Source organism: Bdellovibrio bacteriovorus (genome assembly GCF_041888015.1).
In the GTDB taxonomy this organism is placed as follows: domain Bacteria; phylum Bdellovibrionota; class Bdellovibrionia; order Bdellovibrionales; family Bdellovibrionaceae; genus Bdellovibrio.
On sequence record NZ_CP168968.1, the window covers coordinates 3699389 to 3716574 of the forward strand.

General features: G+C 48.6%; 17 protein-coding genes. 9 read left to right on the top strand and 8 right to left on the bottom strand.

Annotation, left to right across the window (positions count from 1 at the left end; translation table 11 throughout):
• Positions 1-2: 2 nt before the first annotated feature.
• From nadD to ACES2G_RS17710, 6 genes are all read right to left on the bottom strand, one after another.
• Positions 3-1031: a nicotinate (nicotinamide) nucleotide adenylyltransferase gene (nadD, locus tag ACES2G_RS17685; protein WP_347355775.1), complete on the bottom strand. Its 1029-nt coding sequence runs from the start codon at positions 1029-1031 to the stop codon at positions 3-5.
• Positions 1031-2068 (bottom strand): GTPase ObgE, encoded by a 1038-nt coding sequence (gene obgE, locus ACES2G_RS17690; RefSeq protein ID WP_347355773.1) that lies wholly within the window; start codon positions 2066-2068, stop codon positions 1031-1033. Before obgE ends, nadD begins: the two co-directional genes overlap by 1 nt.
• 88 nt (positions 2069-2156) lie before the next feature.
• Positions 2157-2417, bottom strand: a complete 261-nt coding sequence (rpmA, locus tag ACES2G_RS17695) for a 50S ribosomal protein L27 (RefSeq protein ID WP_284607521.1) — start codon at positions 2415-2417, stop codon at positions 2157-2159.
• Positions 2418-2446: 29 nt separating this feature from the next.
• The gene (rplU, locus tag ACES2G_RS17700; protein ID WP_374000901.1) at positions 2447-3010 is read right to left on the bottom strand and encodes a 50S ribosomal protein L21; all 564 of its coding nucleotides are present in this window, start codon (positions 3008-3010) and stop codon (positions 2447-2449) included.
• Positions 3011-3217: 207 nt separating this feature from the next.
• Positions 3218-4825 carry a hypothetical protein gene (locus ACES2G_RS17705; RefSeq protein WP_374000902.1) on the bottom strand — a complete coding sequence of 536 codons (1608 nt, stop codon included), beginning with the start codon at positions 4823-4825 and terminating at the stop codon, positions 3218-3220.
• A 55-nt stretch (positions 4826-4880) separates the two neighbouring features.
• Complete coding sequence (locus ACES2G_RS17710; RefSeq protein WP_347355768.1) at positions 4881-6398, bottom strand: Rne/Rng family ribonuclease; 1518 nt, start codon at positions 6396-6398, stop codon at positions 4881-4883.
• A 137-nt stretch (positions 6399-6535) separates the two neighbouring features.
• On the opposite strand from ACES2G_RS17710, the gene ACES2G_RS17715 reads away from it, so the two are divergent.
• Complete coding sequence (locus ACES2G_RS17715) at positions 6536-7636, top strand: type IV pilus twitching motility protein PilT (protein ID WP_347355766.1); 1101 nt, start codon at positions 6536-6538, stop codon at positions 7634-7636.
• Positions 7637-7641: 5 nt separating this feature from the next.
• Here ACES2G_RS17715 and ACES2G_RS17720 read toward each other — a convergent pair whose 3' ends face one another.
• On the bottom strand, positions 7642-8016 hold the full coding sequence (locus ACES2G_RS17720; protein ID WP_347355764.1) for a hypothetical protein: 375 nt from the start codon (positions 8014-8016) through the stop codon (positions 7642-7644).
• Between the two features lie 59 nt (positions 8017-8075).
• Here ACES2G_RS17720 and deoC point away from each other — a divergent pair, with 59 nt between their 5' ends.
• From deoC to ACES2G_RS17760, 8 genes are all read left to right on the top strand, one after another.
• The gene (deoC, locus tag ACES2G_RS17725) at positions 8076-8738 is read left to right on the top strand and encodes a deoxyribose-phosphate aldolase (RefSeq protein WP_374000904.1); all 663 of its coding nucleotides are present in this window, start codon (positions 8076-8078) and stop codon (positions 8736-8738) included.
• Positions 8738-9343, top strand: coding sequence for a thymidine phosphorylase (locus ACES2G_RS17730; RefSeq protein WP_374000905.1), 606 nt, complete (start codon positions 8738-8740; stop codon positions 9341-9343). The genes deoC and ACES2G_RS17730 overlap by 1 nt, the downstream gene beginning before the upstream one ends.
• Positions 9307-10056, top strand: a complete 750-nt coding sequence (locus tag ACES2G_RS17735; RefSeq protein ID WP_374000906.1) for a hypothetical protein — start codon at positions 9307-9309, stop codon at positions 10054-10056. The genes ACES2G_RS17730 and ACES2G_RS17735 overlap by 37 nt, the downstream gene beginning before the upstream one ends.
• Before the next feature lie 56 nt (positions 10057-10112).
• Positions 10113-10901: a purine-nucleoside phosphorylase gene (locus tag ACES2G_RS17740; RefSeq protein ID WP_374001916.1), complete on the top strand. Its 789-nt coding sequence runs from the start codon at positions 10113-10115 to the stop codon at positions 10899-10901.
• Between the two features lie 144 nt (positions 10902-11045).
• Positions 11046-12275, top strand: coding sequence for a S8 family peptidase (locus ACES2G_RS17745; protein ID WP_374000907.1), 1230 nt, complete (start codon positions 11046-11048; stop codon positions 12273-12275).
• Between the two features lie 138 nt (positions 12276-12413).
• Positions 12414-13982: an acyl-CoA carboxylase subunit beta gene (locus ACES2G_RS17750; protein ID WP_374000908.1), complete on the top strand. Its 1569-nt coding sequence runs from the start codon at positions 12414-12416 to the stop codon at positions 13980-13982.
• 19 nt (positions 13983-14001) lie between these two features.
• Positions 14002-15504: an acetyl-CoA carboxylase biotin carboxylase subunit gene (gene accC, locus ACES2G_RS17755; RefSeq protein ID WP_374000909.1), complete on the top strand. Its 1503-nt coding sequence runs from the start codon at positions 14002-14004 to the stop codon at positions 15502-15504.
• A gap of 2 nt (positions 15505-15506) precedes the next feature.
• On the top strand, positions 15507-16034 hold the full coding sequence (locus ACES2G_RS17760) for an acetyl-CoA carboxylase biotin carboxyl carrier protein subunit (protein WP_374000910.1): 528 nt from the start codon (positions 15507-15509) through the stop codon (positions 16032-16034).
• Positions 16035-16110: 76 nt separating this feature from the next.
• Here the strand turns inward: ACES2G_RS17760 and ACES2G_RS17765 are convergent, their stop codons facing one another.
• Complete coding sequence (locus tag ACES2G_RS17765; protein ID WP_374000911.1) at positions 16111-17106, bottom strand: hypothetical protein; 996 nt, start codon at positions 17104-17106, stop codon at positions 16111-16113.
• Positions 17107-17186: the final 80 nt, after the last annotated feature.

Here is a 17186-nt window from a genome sequence, read left to right on the forward strand (position 1 = left end):
GGCTACTGTACGCTCTTACCAACATAAGGATCTTTCAATCCCATGTCTTTGCCTTCTCTCCACAGATTCTCCAGGCTGTATTCCTGACGAACGAAATCGTAGAAGACGTGGATGATCAATGAACCGTAGTCCACAAGAACCCAGCGCCCTTCGTCCACACCTTCAATGCTTTGTGGGTGAACGTTGTATTCTTCTTTAACCGCCGTCACGATGTTTTCAGCCATCGCGGCCGCGTGACGAGTGGATGTACCGGAAGCAATCAGTGTGTACTCACTTGGAGCCGACATCTGCGTCAGGTCGAAGCCACGCACGTTGATACCCTTTTTGGCAAACAGAACGTCAGCGCAGAACGCTGTGAACTTCTGGTAGTCACCAATGCGGTCGCCCAGATTTCTGTAAAGCTTGTTTTCCTTAAGGTAGGATTCAACTGCCAACGGCAGATACTTTTCCACCGGCTTACCAGAACGAAGCCATTTACGAACTTCGCTGGAAGACACTTCCACATCACGCAAAGTGATGAACTGGATGTTGCGGCCAGTGTTCAACTCGATAAAGTTGAAATCGAATTCCGCCACCAACGGCTTCAAGAAGCCCGGCATCTCTTCCAAAGACTCTGGAATGTCATAACCCGGACGAGTTGTAACGATCAGATTCGCCTCGGTCAGGATCTTTTGATAGTCTTTCCACTGTGCCAGCTCTTCGAACTTATCCGCACCAACCACCAAATAAAGGTCATTGGCATCGTACTGTTTGCGAAGATTCAAGACTGTGTCGACCGTGTAGCTCATGCCACCACGAGTGATTTCCTGATCGTCTACAAAGTAAGTGTCACCATACTGGTTGAACGCCAGGCGCGTCAGTTCTACACGCTGTTCTGGAGTTGGCCCTTCAACCGGAGTTTTAAGAGGGTTCTGAGCGGCAGGAACGATATGAACTTTACCCAAGCCCGCTTTTTTTGCCACTGTCTGAATGGCATTGATGTGACCCATGTGTGGAGGATTAAAACTGCCCCCGAAAATACCTATTTTCATTACTGTTCCTCTTTATCTTCTTCCAGAATCTGACGAGCCAGTTCCTGCACGAACTCTTTGATGTTTTTTCCAGTCACGGCAGAAATCGCATATGGCTCAGAGCCAGAAGCTTCCTTGAATTTCTTCTTTAACTTCGTCAGTTCATTCTCACTCAAGGTGTCGATTTTATTCAGGACAACAAATTGAGGACGCGTGTAAAGAGGGAAGAAGCCCTCTTTGTCCTTATTGTTCTCATCGTACATCTTAAGTTCGTTGTTAATATCCGCAAAATCCTCAAGAGGATCACGCCCGGACATCCCTGAAGCATCAACCAGATGGATGAACAAACGCGTGCGTTCAATATGCTTTAGGAACTGAATACCAAGACCCACGCCGGAGTGCGCGCCCTTCACAAGACCCGGAATATCCGCAACCACAAAAGTGGAGTAGTCACCCGCCTTAACAACACCCAAGTTTGGTGTCAGCGTCGTGAACGGATAATCAGCAATCTTAGGTTTTGCCGCCGAGATACGAGAGATCAAAGTGGACTTACCCGCATTCGGGAAACCCACAATACCCACGTCAGCAATCAGCTTCAGTTCAAGTTTTACCTCGACCTCTTCGCCATCTTCGCCAGGCTGTGCGTAATCCGGAGCCTGATTCACACTGTTCTTGAAGAACTCGTTGCCTTTACCGCCACGGCCACCTTTAAGCAGGATATGCTCGTCGATGTCAGTCATATCGATGATGATTTCACCATCCATGTTGCGGAAGATTGTGCCCTTCGGAACAATCATGACCAGATCTTCTCCGTCATGACCGGCCTTCTGACGACCCATTCCCATGTGACCGCTTGGAGCCGCGTATCTTTTGTTGGAACGAATATCGACCAAAGAGTTGATGTGACGAGATGTGCGAATAATAACATCGCCGCCTTTGCCGCCATCACCGCCATCCGGACCACCACGAGGCAATCCTGATTCACGGCGGAAACTGACACACCCCGGGCCGCCACGTCCCGAAGCTAAGGTAATTCTGACTTCATCGATGAATTTCATAAGTGACCGTTTATACAACAAAAAAGGAGCCATGGAATGGCTCCTCTTTGCATTTTGAAAAAATGTATCGGTACTATCTTACTACTGATTAAACAGCTTTAGGATAAACACTAACTTTGAAACGCTCTTTAGAGAAACGCTCAAACTTAACAAGACCTTCGATAACAGAGTAGATCGTGTAGTCACGACCCATTTTTACGTTGTTACCCAAGTGGAATTTTGTTCCACGTTGACGAACGATGATTGTTCCTGGAAGAACTTTTTCGCCACCGAATCTTTTTACGCCAAGTCGTTTACTCTGTGAATCACGACCGTTCTTTGTACTACCACCGGCCTTCTTACTTGCCATGACGAACCTCTCTTACGAAATAAAATTAATTAAGCTTTCTTAGAAGTCTTTTTAGCTACTTTTTTCTTCGCGCCAGCTTTAGTCGCTTTTTTAGCAGTCTTTTTAACTGCTTTCTTAGCAACTTTCTTTTTCGCTACTTTTTTAGCCGCTTTTTTAACAACTTCTGCAGTTCCTTTGTTCGCTGCGCGCTCTTTACGAGCTGCTACGCGAGCTTGTGCTTTTTCAGCACGAACTGCTTTCACGTCTACTACTTTAGCTGCTTCGTCAGTTTTAGCTGTTTTTCCATCGAAGGAAATAGCTTTAACAAAAAGCTCTGTGAACTCTTGTTTGTGAGTTGCGAACTTTCTGTAACCTTGACGACGCTTCTTTTTGAAAACGATTTCTTTTCTTGTCTTAGCTTGCTTAGTAACAACAACAGTTACTTTCGCGCCTTTAACAAGAGGTTGACCAACATGAGTGGACTCACCACCAACCATCAAAATTTCGTTGATTTCAAACTCTGCACCAAGTGCTTGTTCAAGTTTATCAACCTGAACTACGTCACCAGCTTGAACTTTATATTGCTTACCGCCTGTACGAATAATCGCGTACATGTAATACCTCCAGCTACCCGAATTAAGCCAATGGTAAATGCCACCTCGCACTAGGCTTTGTCAACCTAATACATGCTATTTTTTTCAGCTTTTTACGAGAGAAAGAGAGGTTAGCTTTAACCCCCCTCAAATGCAAATATTTTTGGAAAAAGTTGGCGAGGTCTAGGCGTTAGATAAAAGCCTATATTTTCAGCAGGTTAGCCAAAATCATGGCTTCAAAAGTTCGCGCTTCCATGCGTCGCCGAGCTGGAAGTTCTTATAATTAGTCACCGCCTCAATCAACTTTCGGTGATCCTGATAGTTCTTCTGAGCCGATTTACTGCCCGGATTCTTTGCCGCAATCACCCGCAATTCATTCTTTTCGCGATTTAACGCCTCAAAGATGTTCTGAGCTTTCACATCACTTCGAGCCGTGGCCTGCTCTGTTTTAATGAAGTATTCCGCAGCTTTATCATATCTTTCCGCAGAAGCATTCAGCTTTGCTCCCACCCAATAATCCCGCGAGGACTTAGCCGCCCTGGCATCAGCCAGAAACACCTCATAAGAGTCCGACGCCTTGCGGTAACTTGCCGTGGCTTCAGGGATATTTCCGGACACACGCAGCTTGTCGGCCTCCAGCCGGGCCTTATTTGCAAAGTCTCTTGCTGCCCGGGTGTCAGACAAGCTTCCCGCCAACCCCTGACGCAGAAGAGCGTCCCGTTCTGCCGAACTAAACCCGGCCTGCTGAAGAATACGGGTCTTTTCTGTGATATCGGCCTTGGAATATGTTCCATAGCCACGGCCCGTTCCGGCGCCCACTTCATGAGCCTTGATCAAGGCCTTTTCTTGAGCGTCCGTCAGATTACGCCCCAAAGACTTCTCTGCCGCCAAAACTCGTTCTTTATTAGATAGCTTGGCTGCCTTTGCCAAATCCGCAGCTGAGGCCACGGCCTTGGTTGCCACTGTGGCCTTTTCTGCATCCACTGCCACACCAGCAATCTTCATGATGTTCTTGGCTTTGGCCGCCTTCAAGGCCACACCTGCGGGTCCCCCGGCCAACGAGGCCACTTCCGCGATCGCCTCACAGACCATCGCCGCCGCCTCTTTGGAGTTATAGCACTCCAACTGTATGCCCATCTCTTTGAGTCGAGCCTTGGCCATGCCTACCAAATCAATCTTTTGGGATTTCGGAGCATTTCCCTGCACCCAATTCATATATTCTTTTTCTTCAGCTGTGAAATTGGGGTTCTTCAAAGAGCGCTTACGGGCAATAACTGTCAGCGCGTCGTTCTTCTTGCCGACCGATTGCAGATGCAAGATTCCCTTAATAGTAGCGCAGTTTGTTTTTTTGATAACATCCGCTTTAGGCATGGAAACCTGAAGAATCTTAGGGACGGAGCCGTTATATTGCTTAAAGAGATTTTCTTTACCATGAGGATCCGCTTCACAAGCTGCATTGGCGGCTTTTTCAGCCTCCATATCCATCACTATTTTAGCGGCCCCTTCGCCGATAGCTGTCCCGATGGACACAAAGCTGTCTTTAACAAATGTCCAGCCACCCGTTGCACACCCCGAGGTGTAATCCCAAGAGGCCTCAAAAGCGCGCGACAAAGAGGTTTGACTGGTGCACTTTAAAGCTTTCTCCTCAGGCTTTTCCCCATTTGCACGCATCTTCGCAAAAAGATCCTGACACTGCTTAGATTGCAACGTCTGCACGCACATATTGCGAGAAACATCGGCCAAAGCCTTCACCTTATGAGGATTGGGATCGCATATCTCTGCCAAGGCAGACCACGAAAACAGAATAGAAACGAGAAAAATCAAAAGCTGATTCATACCGAATCTATCGGAACACCAAGACCCCGACTAAACAGCCCAAGGTCCAGACGGTTTAAACAAAGAAGATTTCGTATTGTTCCAAGTGATAGTTTGGCTCGATTTTGAAGGCGACGGAGCGGCCGAGCTTCTTTTCAATGCCTTCCAGTGTTTCACCTTCGACCTCATAGATCCAGTCAACCACTTCGCTATGACAGTGAATCACCACGTTGGTTTTTTTGTTGATCAGCATATCCGCGTCGCGCTCCAGCTCACGGAAGATCTCGTTAGCCACTGTGGACTTGCGTTTAATATAGCCTTTTCCATCGCAATAAGAACAGGGTTCACACAAAGTCTTGATCAAACTTGGACGAATGCGTTTACGGGTCATTTCCACCAATCCCAACTGGGACATGGAAACAATGTTGGTGCGCGCACGGTCTTTTTGCAGTTCTTCAGCCAGAGCTTCCAGAACTTTTTCGCGATGGGATTCTTTTTCCATATCGATAAAGTCGATGATGATAATCCCGCCGCAGTTACGGATGCGCAACTGATGCGCCGTCTCGCGAACCGCTTCCAGATTGGTTTTTAAGATCGTGTCTTCCAGATCTTTTTTGCCGACAAATTTCCCGGTGTTCACGTCAATAACAACCAGAGCCTCGGCCTCGTCGATAACGATATACCCACCCGACTTCAGCCAGATCTTTCTTTCCATTGATCGCGAAATCTCGATATCGATGTCATACAAATCAAACAGCGGTTTTTTTTCTTCATACAGCACGATGTTCTGTTTGTATTTGGGCATGAATTGCGACACGAACTTCACAACTTTTTTGTGAATCTCAATATCATCCACCCACACGCTGGTCACATCTTCACTCATCAAATCGCGAAGGGCGCGCAGCTCGACATCCAACTCTGTATGTAAAGCGCCTGGTTGCTTCTTCTTTTCATACATTTTGAAGATCTCTTTACTCATGCGATCCAGATACTCGATATCGGCCTTCAACATTTCTTCAGAAGCGCCATCCCCCGCCGTACGCACGATCACGCCGCCGGATGGATTGATCTTTTGCACCAGTTTTCTTAAGCGCTCACGCTCCCCTTCGTCTTCAATACGACGGGAAATGCCCAGGTGGCGCACGGTTGGCAGGAAGACCACGAAGCGGCCTGGCAATGACAAGTGCGTCGTCAAACGCGCACCCTTGGTTCCCAGTGGATCTTTGGAAACCTGAACCAGAATGCTTTGGCCTTCTTTTACCAGATCCTGAATCGGTGTTTTATTTGTGTGAGTCAGAGGCTTGTCCTCGTCGCCTTCATCCAGAGGCTCTTCGCGATCAACAGCCGACAGGAAGTTGTCGTCGACGTCTTCGCGAATATCGCCAACATAAAGGAACGCCGCTTTTTCCAGACCAATGTCCACAAAGGCGGCCTGCATGCCTGGAAGTACACGAATCACCGTGCCACGATGAATGGACCCGACCAATGTAGGGGATGTTTTTCGTTCAATTTTCAAATCAGAAAGAATTCCCGCATCGACATAGGCGACTCTGGTTTCCTGGGGGCGAACATTGATCAGAATTTCAGCGGACACAGTGGCTCCTTTTACCCGAGAACAGGGCCTGGTCTTAGTTCAATAGTCCAGAAACAAGACCGATAGCAAATAATATTTAATATTGAAACATATCTGACCGAAAAGATCATTGAATTAGAGCCCTTAGGGAGAGAACGATGGCAACAATTGATGAACTGTTTAAACTCATGGTCGAACAAGGAGCTTCCGACTTGCACATCACAAGTGGAGCAGCCCCTTATTTGCGCCTGCACGGAAACATGGTTCCATTGAACTATCGCGAACTCACGAACCAAGACGTGCAAGGTTTGCTTTTTGAGATCCTTTCTGAAAAGCAAAAGAAAGCCTTTGTTGAAAAGTGGGAGCTGGATTTCGCCTACACTTTGCCAGGCACGGGTCGTTTCCGTTGCAATATCTTTATGCAGCGTAAAGGCCTTGGCGCCGTTATGCGTATTATTCCTGAGAAAATCAAAACCGCGCAAGAGCTGGGTGTGCCACCATCCGTGATGGACATCATCGACTGCGATCGCGGTCTGATTCTGGTGACAGGTCCTACCGGTTCCGGTAAATCCACCACTTTGGCAGCGATGATTCACCAAATTAACATGACTCGTGAAGCGCACATCATCACGGTGGAAGATCCTATCGAGTTCGTTCACCCGAATTTAAAATCTCTGGTCAACCAACGTGAAGTCGGAAGCCATACCAAGAGCTTTGCCAACGCCCTGAAAGCAGCGCTGCGTGAAGATCCAGATATTCTGTTGGTGGGTGAGTTGCGTGACTTGGAAACGATTTCTTTGGCCCTGACGGCAGCAGAAACCGGACATATCGTCTTCGGAACTTTGCATACCAACAGTGCTGCCAAAACCATTGACCGTATCATCGACGTTTTCCCTGCGGGACAACAACAGCAGATCCGTACAATGCTGGCGGAAAGCTTGCGTGGAGTTGTCGCTCAAACACTGTTCTCGCGCGCGGACGGACAAGGTCGTGTCGCCGCTTACGAGATCATGAGAAACACCAAAGCGATTTCCAACTTGATTCGTGAAGGTAAGGTCCACCAAATCCCATCTGCGATGCAGACGGGCTCCAGTCAGGGGATGGTATTGTTCGAAAAATACATCGAAGATCTGGTTCGCAAAGGAAAGGTTTCCGCAGCCGATGCAAAAACCTTCCTGGGCCAGGCCGGCGGTGGCGACACCAGCGTGCAGACAGCCGTGGGTGGCGCTGCGGGTGGTCCGCGCACGAAAGTGGGCTAATCTAACTAGAACTCAAATTCAAATTTTATAGCAGATGGGGCTTTGGCAATTGTTGCCGAGGCCCTTCGGTTTTTCAGGTCCCATCCCAAGTTTTGCGAGTAATCATAAGTAGGAGCTGCTGGGCGCGAAGAGTCATAGACCACGTACCCTACCCCCGCAACAAAACCCGCTAAAGCCCCCAGGCTGATATTGTCGGTGTGCTCTTCAGGGCTGCCATAGAAAGACAGCGTGCTTAATCCCAGAACAGCCCCACCCAGACTGGCAAACAGGACTGCAGCAGTGTTTCTTTTAAAAGTTCTGTCGGCTTGCGCAAAGGACGCCGAGGAAGCGAAAATCAGCAAAGATACCAGTAAAAACGAGGTCCACTTCTGTGGTGTCATGATTGCCTCCTGCAATGAACTGAGATACTTTTGCTATTTAAACATTTTTGAGGTGCCCCGTGCAACTAAGTCGTTATATTGACCACACTCTTTTGAAGCCCGAAGCCCAGCTTTCACAAATCGAAAAACTTTGTGCCGAAGCCAAAGAGCACTCTTTCTTCAGCGTTTGCGTAAACACCTCTTACGTCAAAACCTGTGCAGAACTTTTGCAAGGCTCCTCTGTGAAAGTCTGCTGTGTTGTCGGCTTCCCCTTGGGGGCGATGGACACGGAAAGCAAAACCTACGAGACTTCAACTGCGATTCGCAATGGCGCTCAGGAAATCGACATGGTCATTCAGATCGGCGCGCTGAAAGACCGCCGCTTGGATTATGTTCGTGACGACATCAAAGCCGTGGTTCAGGCCGCTCACGGGCACACTGTGAAAGTTATCATCGAAACGTCCCTGCTAAACAACGATGACAAAGTTCTGGCCTGCAAAGCGGCACTGGAAGCGGGTGCCCACTTCGTAAAAACCTCCACAGGTTTTGGCGGCGGCGGCGCAACTGTGGATGACGTGAAGCTGATGAAGTCTGTGGTTGGAAACCAAATGGAAGTCAAAGCTTCCGGTGGCATCAAAGATGCCCAACAAGCAAATGCAATGATCGAAGCTGGAGCCACCCGCCTTGGCACAAGCTCCGGAATTACTATTATTCAAGGCGGCTCTGTACAAGGTGGTTACTAATGTCTTTTCTTCCTGCTGAAATCATCAAAGCCAAACGCAATGGCCAAGAACTGAAGTTTGACGAAATCAATGAGTTCATTCTGGGCTATGCCCGCGGTCACATTCCTGACTATCAAATGTCGGCTCTTTTAATGGCGATCTTCTTCCGCGGCATGACAACGGAAGAAACTCTTTCTTTGACCAAAGCCATGCTTCACTCCGGCGATGTCGTGGACTTCTCTTCCGTAAAAGAATTCAAAGTCGACAAACACTCCACCGGTGGCGTGGGTGATAAGACCAGCTTGATTCTGGGCCCGATCGTGGCAGCAGCAGGCATTCCTGTTCCGATGATTTCAGGTCGTGGTTTGGGTCATACCGGTGGAACTTTGGATAAACTTGAAGCCATCCCTGGATTCAACACACAAAAATCTTTGCCTGAGTTCATTGAACTGGTTCACAAACACAAAATCTGCTTCATCGGCCAGACAAAAGAGATCTGCCCGGCTGATAAAAAAATCTATGCTCTTCGTGATGTGACTGCCACGGTTGAAAGTTTGCCGCTGATCTGCGCTTCCATCATGTCCAAAAAATGGCTGAAGGCATCGACGGCCTGGTGCTGGATGTGAAATTCGGTTCCGGTGCGTTTATGAAAACTTCCGTGCTGGCTGAAGAGCTGGCTCTGAACCTGATGGCTATCGCTAAAGGTTACGGCAAAAAAGTCACCGCCCTTCTGACAAACATGGATCAACCGCTGGGCCGCTTTGCAGGGAACTCAGTTGAAGTTGAAGAGTGTGTGGCGATCATGAAAAATGAAAAGTTCATCGGCCCTGCGGGTTACGATCTTTATGAAGACACCCGCGAGCTAAGTTTGCGACTTTCTGCTCACATGTTATTACTTGCTGGTGTTGGTAAAAACGAAGAAGAGTCTTACAAAATTGCCACAGACATGCTGGTGTCTGGTAAGGCCATGGCGAAGTTTGAAGAGCTTTGCTCCATTCACGGTGGAAATTTGAGTGCGTTGCCAAAACCAAAACACTCTATCGCTGTCACTTCTGAAAAAGCCGGTTGGGTTAGCGGATTCCACACGGAAAGTATTGGTGTTGCGGGCATTCTAATCAAAGCTGGTCGCGCACAAACCACGGACATTATTGCACCAACTGCAGGTATCGAATTCCATGTGAAAGTCGGAGACGAAGTGAAGGTCGGAGACACCGTCTTTACATTGCACGGCGACGACAAAGATTTGCTTCAATCCGCTCTGCCTATGCTTCGTTCAGCAATGACAATTTCCTTGCAAAAGGTGGCAAAGCCTAGTTTGATACTCAAAACTTTGAGCTAATGCTCTAAGGACTAAAAAGGGGACGTCGTTTGGTACTCAATAAGCTTCAAGAATCCATGGCCTTTATCCGCACAAAGACTTCGGCAAAACCGAAAGTTGGCGTCGTGTTAGGTTCCGGTCTTGGTGCTTTTGTAAAGGAAGTGGAAGTTGAAACAACCATTCCCTACAAAGACATCCCCCACTTCTCCCCACCCACTGTTGAAGGTCACTCTGGAAATTTGATTTTCGGTAAAGTCGATGGTCAGCAGATTGCGATTCTTCAAGGGCGCAATCACTACTACGAAGGTCACAGCATGGAAAGTGTTGTGTTCCCGACAAGAACTCTGGCGATGCTGGGCGTGGAAACTTTGATCCTGACAAACTCCGCGGGCGGCTTTGGCGAAAACATGCAAGCCGGCGACTTCATGATCATCGAAGATCACATCAACTTGATGGGCACGAATCCTTTGATGGGTCCGAACATCAAGGAGCTGGGGCCTCGCTTCCCGGACATGACTGAAGCTTACGACAAACGCCTGATCCAAATGATGGAACAAGTGTTGATGAAGCAAGGCACCCGTTATCACAAGGGCGTTTATTGCGGCGTGAGTGGTCCTACTTACGAAACTCCTTCGGAAGTTCGTTACTTGAAATTGATTGGCGGCAAAGCTGTCGGCATGAGCACGGTTCCAGAAACAATCGCAGCCAATCACTTGGGCCTGCGTGTGGCGGCGCTTTCTTGCATCACGAATTTGGCAGCGGGAATCTCTTCTCAGAAGCTTTCTCACGACGAAGTAACTGAAACTGCGAAGCAGGTAGAGTTGCAATTCTCCTCGTTTTTACGCGAATTCATCGCTCACATCTAATGGGTTGGACCTGATTAAAAGGTCCAGTCTAGTTTCAAATTTTTAGCCTCAAAATAAGACATATAATGACCGAAGAGCTAACCGGTCGGGCCTTTGACTTGCGTCCCATTGATGGGACCTATACGGCCCGCACAGGGAGTGAACATGGATGTTCAGAAAATTCTCTCGGCGGTCGCTTGCGTCTTTGTATTGGCAGCTTGTAGCAAAAAATCCGCTGAAACCGTCTTTCCAGAAAATGGCGCCCTTGACTCAAGTGCATGTCGAGGCCAAGCCATCGAAAATAAATTCATCGTCCAATGGGAGGACGGCAGTTTCACAACTGAAACCGCCGCCAGCGCCGATGAATTCAAAGAGACTTTCATCAAGCCACAATTAGAAAACATCAGACATGTGGACTATGACCGCGTCATCCAACTGCAAACTTCCAACGAAGTGCGCACTTCCGGCTTTACGGATAGCTGGGGCCAGCAACGCATTGGCACCCCTTCAGTGTGGGGCCAGGGTATCTATGGCCAGGGCGTGAAGGTCGCCGTGGTGGATGCTTACGTGGATGTCAGCCATCCACAACTTCTTCCACGAATCGCCATAAACACGGGTGAAATTCCCAACAACGGAAAAGACGACGATGGAAATGGCCTCGTGGATGACTATTACGGAGCTGCGTTTGTTTCCCAACCGGGAAGCAATCAGACGCCAAGCTCCCACGGCTCTCACGTGGCAGGCATTATTGCCGCTGATTCCCGCTATGGCAGCGTCGAAGGCGTGGCGCCCCAGGCTCAAATCATTCCAGCACAGTTTATCTCTAATGACGGAGGCGGCTCATTGGGTGATGCAGTTCTGGCTTTGCAGTATTCTGCCAAACGCGGGGCCAAGATCATCAATGCCAGTTGGGGTGGGGCTCCTTGCGTAGCATCCCTTCGCAATGCCTTTAACGAATTGCAACGTCAGGGGATTCTTGTCGTGGTTGCCGCCGGAAATGACGGTCGTGATGTCGACGTGTACCCTGAATTCCCAGCCTCCTTTAACATGTCCAACCAGATCACCGTGGCTGCGGCTTCAGTTTCTGATTTCATGACCTCGTGGTCCAACCGCGGGTTCAATCTGGTGCATGTGGCAGCGCCCGGCGAAAGAATTTTAAGCACAGTTCCTGGAAATTCGATCGCATATATGGAGGGAACAAGCATGGCCGCTCCGTTCGTCAGCGGTACTGCTGCCCTGCTTTGGAGCGCCAAGCCCGAGGCCACCGCAAGCCAAATTAAAGAGGCAATTTTGCGGTCGGTGGACGTCGAAGCCGGACACGAGTTTAAAGTAAATACTCGAGGGCGCATCAACGTCGAAAAGGCCCTGACCACCCTTCGCCAGTTAGTTCCATAAATTCAATAAGATAGATCAAAATACGCGGAGCATAAACAGTGCGCTCCGCGTCCTAGTTTTAAGATGATTCTTTAGACTCTCATGCTAGATTGATTCCCTGTTTTTTGAGGATGGTTCCTCATAAAGAAAAGGAATTGTATGAGCACAGAAGTTTCATCTGGCATTCAAGCTCGCTTGGCAGATCTTGAAAAAAGAAACGAAGCCGCAATGGCTGGTGGTGGCGCTGCTCGCGTTGCCAAACACAAACAAGGCGGACGCCTAACGGCACGCGAGCGCGTGGATGTTTTGTTGGATCCGGGCAGCTTTGTTGAAATGGATCGTTTTGTTACTCATCGCTGCACAAACTTCGGCATGGATAAAACTGTTGTTCCTGGTGACGGTGTCATCACTGGTTACGGTCGTATCAACGGCAAGCTGGTTTATTTGTCCTCTCAGGATTTCACTGTCATCGGTGGATCCATGTCCCGCACTCAAGCCAACAAGATCTGCAAAGTGATGGATCTGGCAATGAAGAACGGTGCGCCTTTCATCTCTATCAATGACTCTGGTGGCGCACGCATCCAGGAAGGTATCGAATCCCTGGGTGGATACGCGGATATCTTCACGCGTAACACCATGGCTTCCGGCTTGATCCCTCAGATCACAGCCATCATGGGCCCATGCGCGGGCGGTGCGGTTTATTCTCCATCCATTACAGACTTTGTCTTCATGGTGAAAAACACTTCTTACATGTTCGTAACCGGCCCTGATGTTATCAAGACTGTGACCCACGAAGATGTGACCAAAGAAGATCTGGGTGGCGCAACAACTCACTCTGCAAAATCCGGCGTGGCTCACTTCGCGGCTGAAGATGACAAGCACTGCTTGCTTCTGATCCGTGAAATGATGAACTTCCTTCCGTCCAACAACCTGGATGATGCTCCGGTTCTTCCAACCAATGATCGCCCGGATCGTTTGACAGAAGCTTTGAGTTCTTTGATTCCGGAAAATCCAAAGAAACCTTACGACATGATCTCTGTCATCACAGAGTGCGTGGATGAGGGTTACTTCCTGGAAGTACACAAACACTTCGCTCAAAATCTGATCGTGGGCTTTGCACGATTCAACGGTCGCCCCGTGGGTATCGTGGCGAATCAGCCAAACATCCTTGCTGGCTGCTTGAATATCGAAGCGTCCCGCAAAGGCGCTCGTTTCATCCGCTTCTGTGATGCTTTCAACATCCCGGTTGTTTCCTTCGTGGACGTACCAGGCTTCTTGCCTGGTAAAGATCAGGAATGGAACGGCATCATCACTCACGGTGCGAAACTTCTTTACGCTTACGCGGAAGCCACTGTGCCTAAAATCACAGTGATCACTCGTAAAGCTTACGGTGGTGCTTACATCGTTATGGGCTCGAAGCTTCTTCGCTCTGACGTGAATCTGGCTTACCCATCTGCTGAAATTGCAGTGATGGGCGCTGATGGTGCGGTTAGCATCATCTTCCGCGAAGAGATCAACAAAGCCAAAGACCCTGTGGCCGAGCGCGCTCGCCTGACGGCAGAGTACGAAGCCAAGTTCAGCAATCCATACGTTTCCGCAGAACTGGGTTACACTGATGAGGTTATTGAACCAGCGATGACTCGTAAACGCATCATCGATTCTTTGGAAATGCTTAAACATAAACGCGATATCACTCCGGCGAAAAAGCACGGAAACATCCCTCTGTAGGAGCGATTGAAGGAATAACATGGCATTGTTTAAAAAAATCCTGATCGCCAACCGTGGGGAAATCGCCATTCGTATTACTCGTGCTTGTCGTGAGCTGGGTATTGCGTCTGTGGCTGTGTTTTCCGATGCGGACCGCGACAGCTTGCACGTCTTTTTGGCGGATGAGGCCTATCACATTGGCCCCTCCCCTTCCCGTGAAAGCTATTTGAACTACAACAAGATCATTGAAGTCTGCAAAAAAGCCGGCGTGGACGCTGTTCACCCGGGCTATGGCTTCTTGTCTGAAAACACCACTTTCGCCAAAGCTTTGGAAGAAGCTGGTATCACCTTCATCGGCCCTACGGTTGCAAATATCGAGGCCATGGGTGACAAGCTTTCTGCCAAGGCCTTGATGAAAAAAGCCGGTGTCCCAACAGTTCCGGGCTCTGACGGCGGTGTTGAATCCGTTGAAGAAGCGCAAAAGATCGCAGAAAAAATCGGACTTCCGATCATCATCAAGGCTTCGGCCGGTGGTGGCGGTAAAGGGATGCGTGTGGTTCGTCAGATGGACGAACTGGAAAGTGCCTTCCGCGCGTGCCGCTCTGAAGGTCAGAACTATTTCGCAGATCCGACTGTTTACATCGAAAAATTCGTCAACGATCCAAAACACATCGAGATCCAGGTGTTCGGCGACAAACACAATAACCATGTTCACTTGTTTGAGCGTGAGTGTTCTGTGCAGCGTCGTCACCAGAAGATCATCGAAGAATGTCCGTCCCCGTCTGTGCCTCACGAAGTGCGCCTGCGCATGGGTGAAGCCGCAGTTCGCGCTGCCAAGCAGATCAACTATGTGGGTGCAGGAACGATTGAATTTATCTTTGATAACGCCACCAAGGAATTCTACTTCATGGAGATGAATACGCGTCTTCAGGTAGAGCACCCGATCACGGAAATCGTGACTGGGTATGACCTGGTGAAAGAACAGATCTATGTGGCTGCTGGCAAACCTTTGTCTTTCAAACAAGAAGACATCAAACAAAAAGGTCATGCTATTGAAGCTCGTATCTGCGCTGAAGATCCAATCACATACAAACCACACCCTGGTGTGATCCGCGCTTGTCGCCACCCCCAAGGACCGTTCATGCGTGTGGATTCCTATGCTTACCCTGGTTATGAAGTGCCTATCTTCTATGACCCGATGATCGCCAAAGTGATCACTTGGGGTGAGACCCGTGAAGAAGCCATCGATAGAATGCAACGTGCGCTCAGTGAGTTCGTGTTGACCGGTATTAAAACCAATATCGTTCTTCACAAAACAATCTTGGATCATGCGAAGTTCAGGGATGGTTCTTACACGACTCAGTTTATTGAGAAGAACTTCGAAGTTATCGAACCAAATCTTTTCAAGGAAGTTGAAGATCCTGTATTCCTGATCGCGGCAGCCATTACTGCTTACAACGATCGTAAATCCAAAGACGTTCGCCAGCTGAACCTGACTTCCAACTGGAAGCGTGTCAGCCGCAAACTTCAATTGAGGACGTAACCATGTACTTTGAGGCAGAACTTAAAGATAAGAAATTTAAAGTGGATGTGACCGAGCACCGCACGACCTGGAAGGTTTCCTTGCAGGAAGAGGGCAAAGACTGGATCCACTATGACATCTCCAAAAACGACTACAAGCAGGCTGAACAATACATCAGCTTCCTGTTTGGCGGTAAGTCCTATCTGATCGACGTGATCGGACAGGACACTGAGTACACGGTCTTTACGCGTAACTCTTTCCGCACCATCAAAGTCTTCAATGATGAAATGCTTCTGCATGAATCCCTGAAGAAAGGTGGCGGTTTCGGTGGCGATCAGGAGCTGAAGTCCGGCATGCCAGGCAAGATCATCGAAATCTTCGCCAAAGAAGGCGAGATCGTGAAGGCCAACAAGCCTTTGCTGATCATGGAAGCGATGAAAATGGAAAACGAAATGCGTGCATCTCGTGATGTAAAAATCAAAGAGATCCGCGTGAAACAGGGCGATTCTGTGGAATCCGGCGCTGTTTTGATCAAGTTTGAAGAGCCTTAATCGGCTTGAAAGCTTAAAAAGAAAAAACCCGCATCCTTTACTGGTGCGGGTTTTTTTGTATCTTAACCAACTTCAACTATCTTGTGCCCTGAGCTGAGGATTCTTTACCCTTGCTGTTGGTAGTTGCAGAAGACGGTCCGCCCATGATTCCACCTGAAGGCATACCCATCATAGAACCCATCATGGCTCCTCCGCCGTACATACCGCCGCCATACATGCCCCAAGGGCTCATCCCGTTGGCTGCTTCATTCATCGTCGCACACAACGAAACCGCTGCACCGATGTTGAAAGTATTCATTGTTGCCGCTTGCTTGGTTTTGGCATCGGTTGCCTCGCCGCCACCGAAGCCACCATAAATGCCGGAAGCTGACAGGGTCTTGCCTTCTTTTTTCAGTTCGTTATTTCTTTGATCATGCAGGCTTTGCGCCATTGTAATCATGTTTCCGCATTGAGAGGCATTTTGACTGCCCATTTTGGAAATCATCGGCTTCAATTTATCACAAAAGGCTTTGTCATAAGTCACTTTGCCTTCGGCTTTAGCATTTTCATCTTTCATTTCGTAGTACAGATTCTGGTTCACTTCACAGGAATCGCCATTGTAAGTGAACGTGGATTCCGTGCCCTTCATCAAGGGGTAAGCCCCTTTATAGTTTTTTCCGAAGTCCGACTTTTTGAAGTTGTCACGATTCATGATCTGCATTTTCAGATTCATGTCTTTATTTACAGAAACCACGCGTCCTGAAGAATCACGCTTAATATAGACGGTTTTTCTTTCCGTTTCATAAACCGGCTTGCCATCTTTGAAACCCGTCGCCACTTTGGCCTTGTAAGTGATCGCCTCAACACCGTCTTTTGTGCTGCGGGAAACGATTTTATTCTGATCCACCACTTGGGTTTTCCCATCGTTGTCGATAGAGAATGCAACCCCATCCGGATCCATTCCGTAACCCATATCCATCGCCGCCTGATTGATTTGACTGTTGCAGGCAAATTGTTTCATCGCCTTATCCATATCAGCCGCGTGAGCTGAAAAAGCCATTCCCAAACCGCAAAGAAGCGCGAAATATTTCATAATTCCTCCGAGATTTCCGATTTTTATGTCTATTGCTAGTAGGATATCTGTGAACCTGCCCAAAGGACATGAGGAGCCGT

Coding starts and splice junctions, on each gene's coding strand:
- rpmA (WP_284607521.1), bottom strand. CDS start 2,417: ATGGCAAGTAAGAAGGCCGGTGGTAGTACAAAGAACGGTCGTGATTCA.
- ACES2G_RS17750 (WP_374000908.1), top strand. CDS start 12,414: ATGAGCACAGAAGTTTCATCTGGCATTCAAGCTCGCTTGGCAGATCTT.
- ACES2G_RS17745 (WP_374000907.1), top strand. CDS start 11,046: ATGGATGTTCAGAAAATTCTCTCGGCGGTCGCTTGCGTCTTTGTATTG.
- ACES2G_RS17760 (WP_374000910.1), top strand. CDS start 15,507: ATGTACTTTGAGGCAGAACTTAAAGATAAGAAATTTAAAGTGGATGTG.
- rplU (WP_374000901.1), bottom strand. CDS start 3,010: ATGTACGCGATTATTCGTACAGGCGGTAAGCAATATAAAGTTCAAGCT.
- ACES2G_RS17730 (WP_374000905.1), top strand. CDS start 8,738: ATGTCTTTTCTTCCTGCTGAAATCATCAAAGCCAAACGCAATGGCCAA.
- ACES2G_RS17735 (WP_374000906.1), top strand. CDS start 9,307: ATGGCTGAAGGCATCGACGGCCTGGTGCTGGATGTGAAATTCGGTTCC.
- ACES2G_RS17720 (WP_347355764.1), bottom strand. CDS start 8,016: ATGACACCACAGAAGTGGACCTCGTTTTTACTGGTATCTTTGCTGATT.
- obgE (WP_347355773.1), bottom strand. CDS start 2,068: ATGAAATTCATCGATGAAGTCAGAATTACCTTAGCTTCGGGACGTGGC.
- ACES2G_RS17740 (WP_374001916.1), top strand. CDS start 10,113: ATGGCCTTTATCCGCACAAAGACTTCGGCAAAACCGAAAGTTGGCGTC.
- nadD (WP_347355775.1), bottom strand. CDS start 1,031: ATGAAAATAGGTATTTTCGGGGGCAGTTTTAATCCTCCACACATGGGT.
- ACES2G_RS17705 (WP_374000902.1), bottom strand. CDS start 4,825: ATGAATCAGCTTTTGATTTTTCTCGTTTCTATTCTGTTTTCGTGGTCT.
- ACES2G_RS17715 (WP_347355766.1), top strand. CDS start 6,536: ATGGCAACAATTGATGAACTGTTTAAACTCATGGTCGAACAAGGAGCT.
- ACES2G_RS17765 (WP_374000911.1), bottom strand. CDS start 17,106: ATGAAATATTTCGCGCTTCTTTGCGGTTTGGGAATGGCTTTTTCAGCT.
- accC (WP_374000909.1), top strand. CDS start 14,002: ATGGCATTGTTTAAAAAAATCCTGATCGCCAACCGTGGGGAAATCGCC.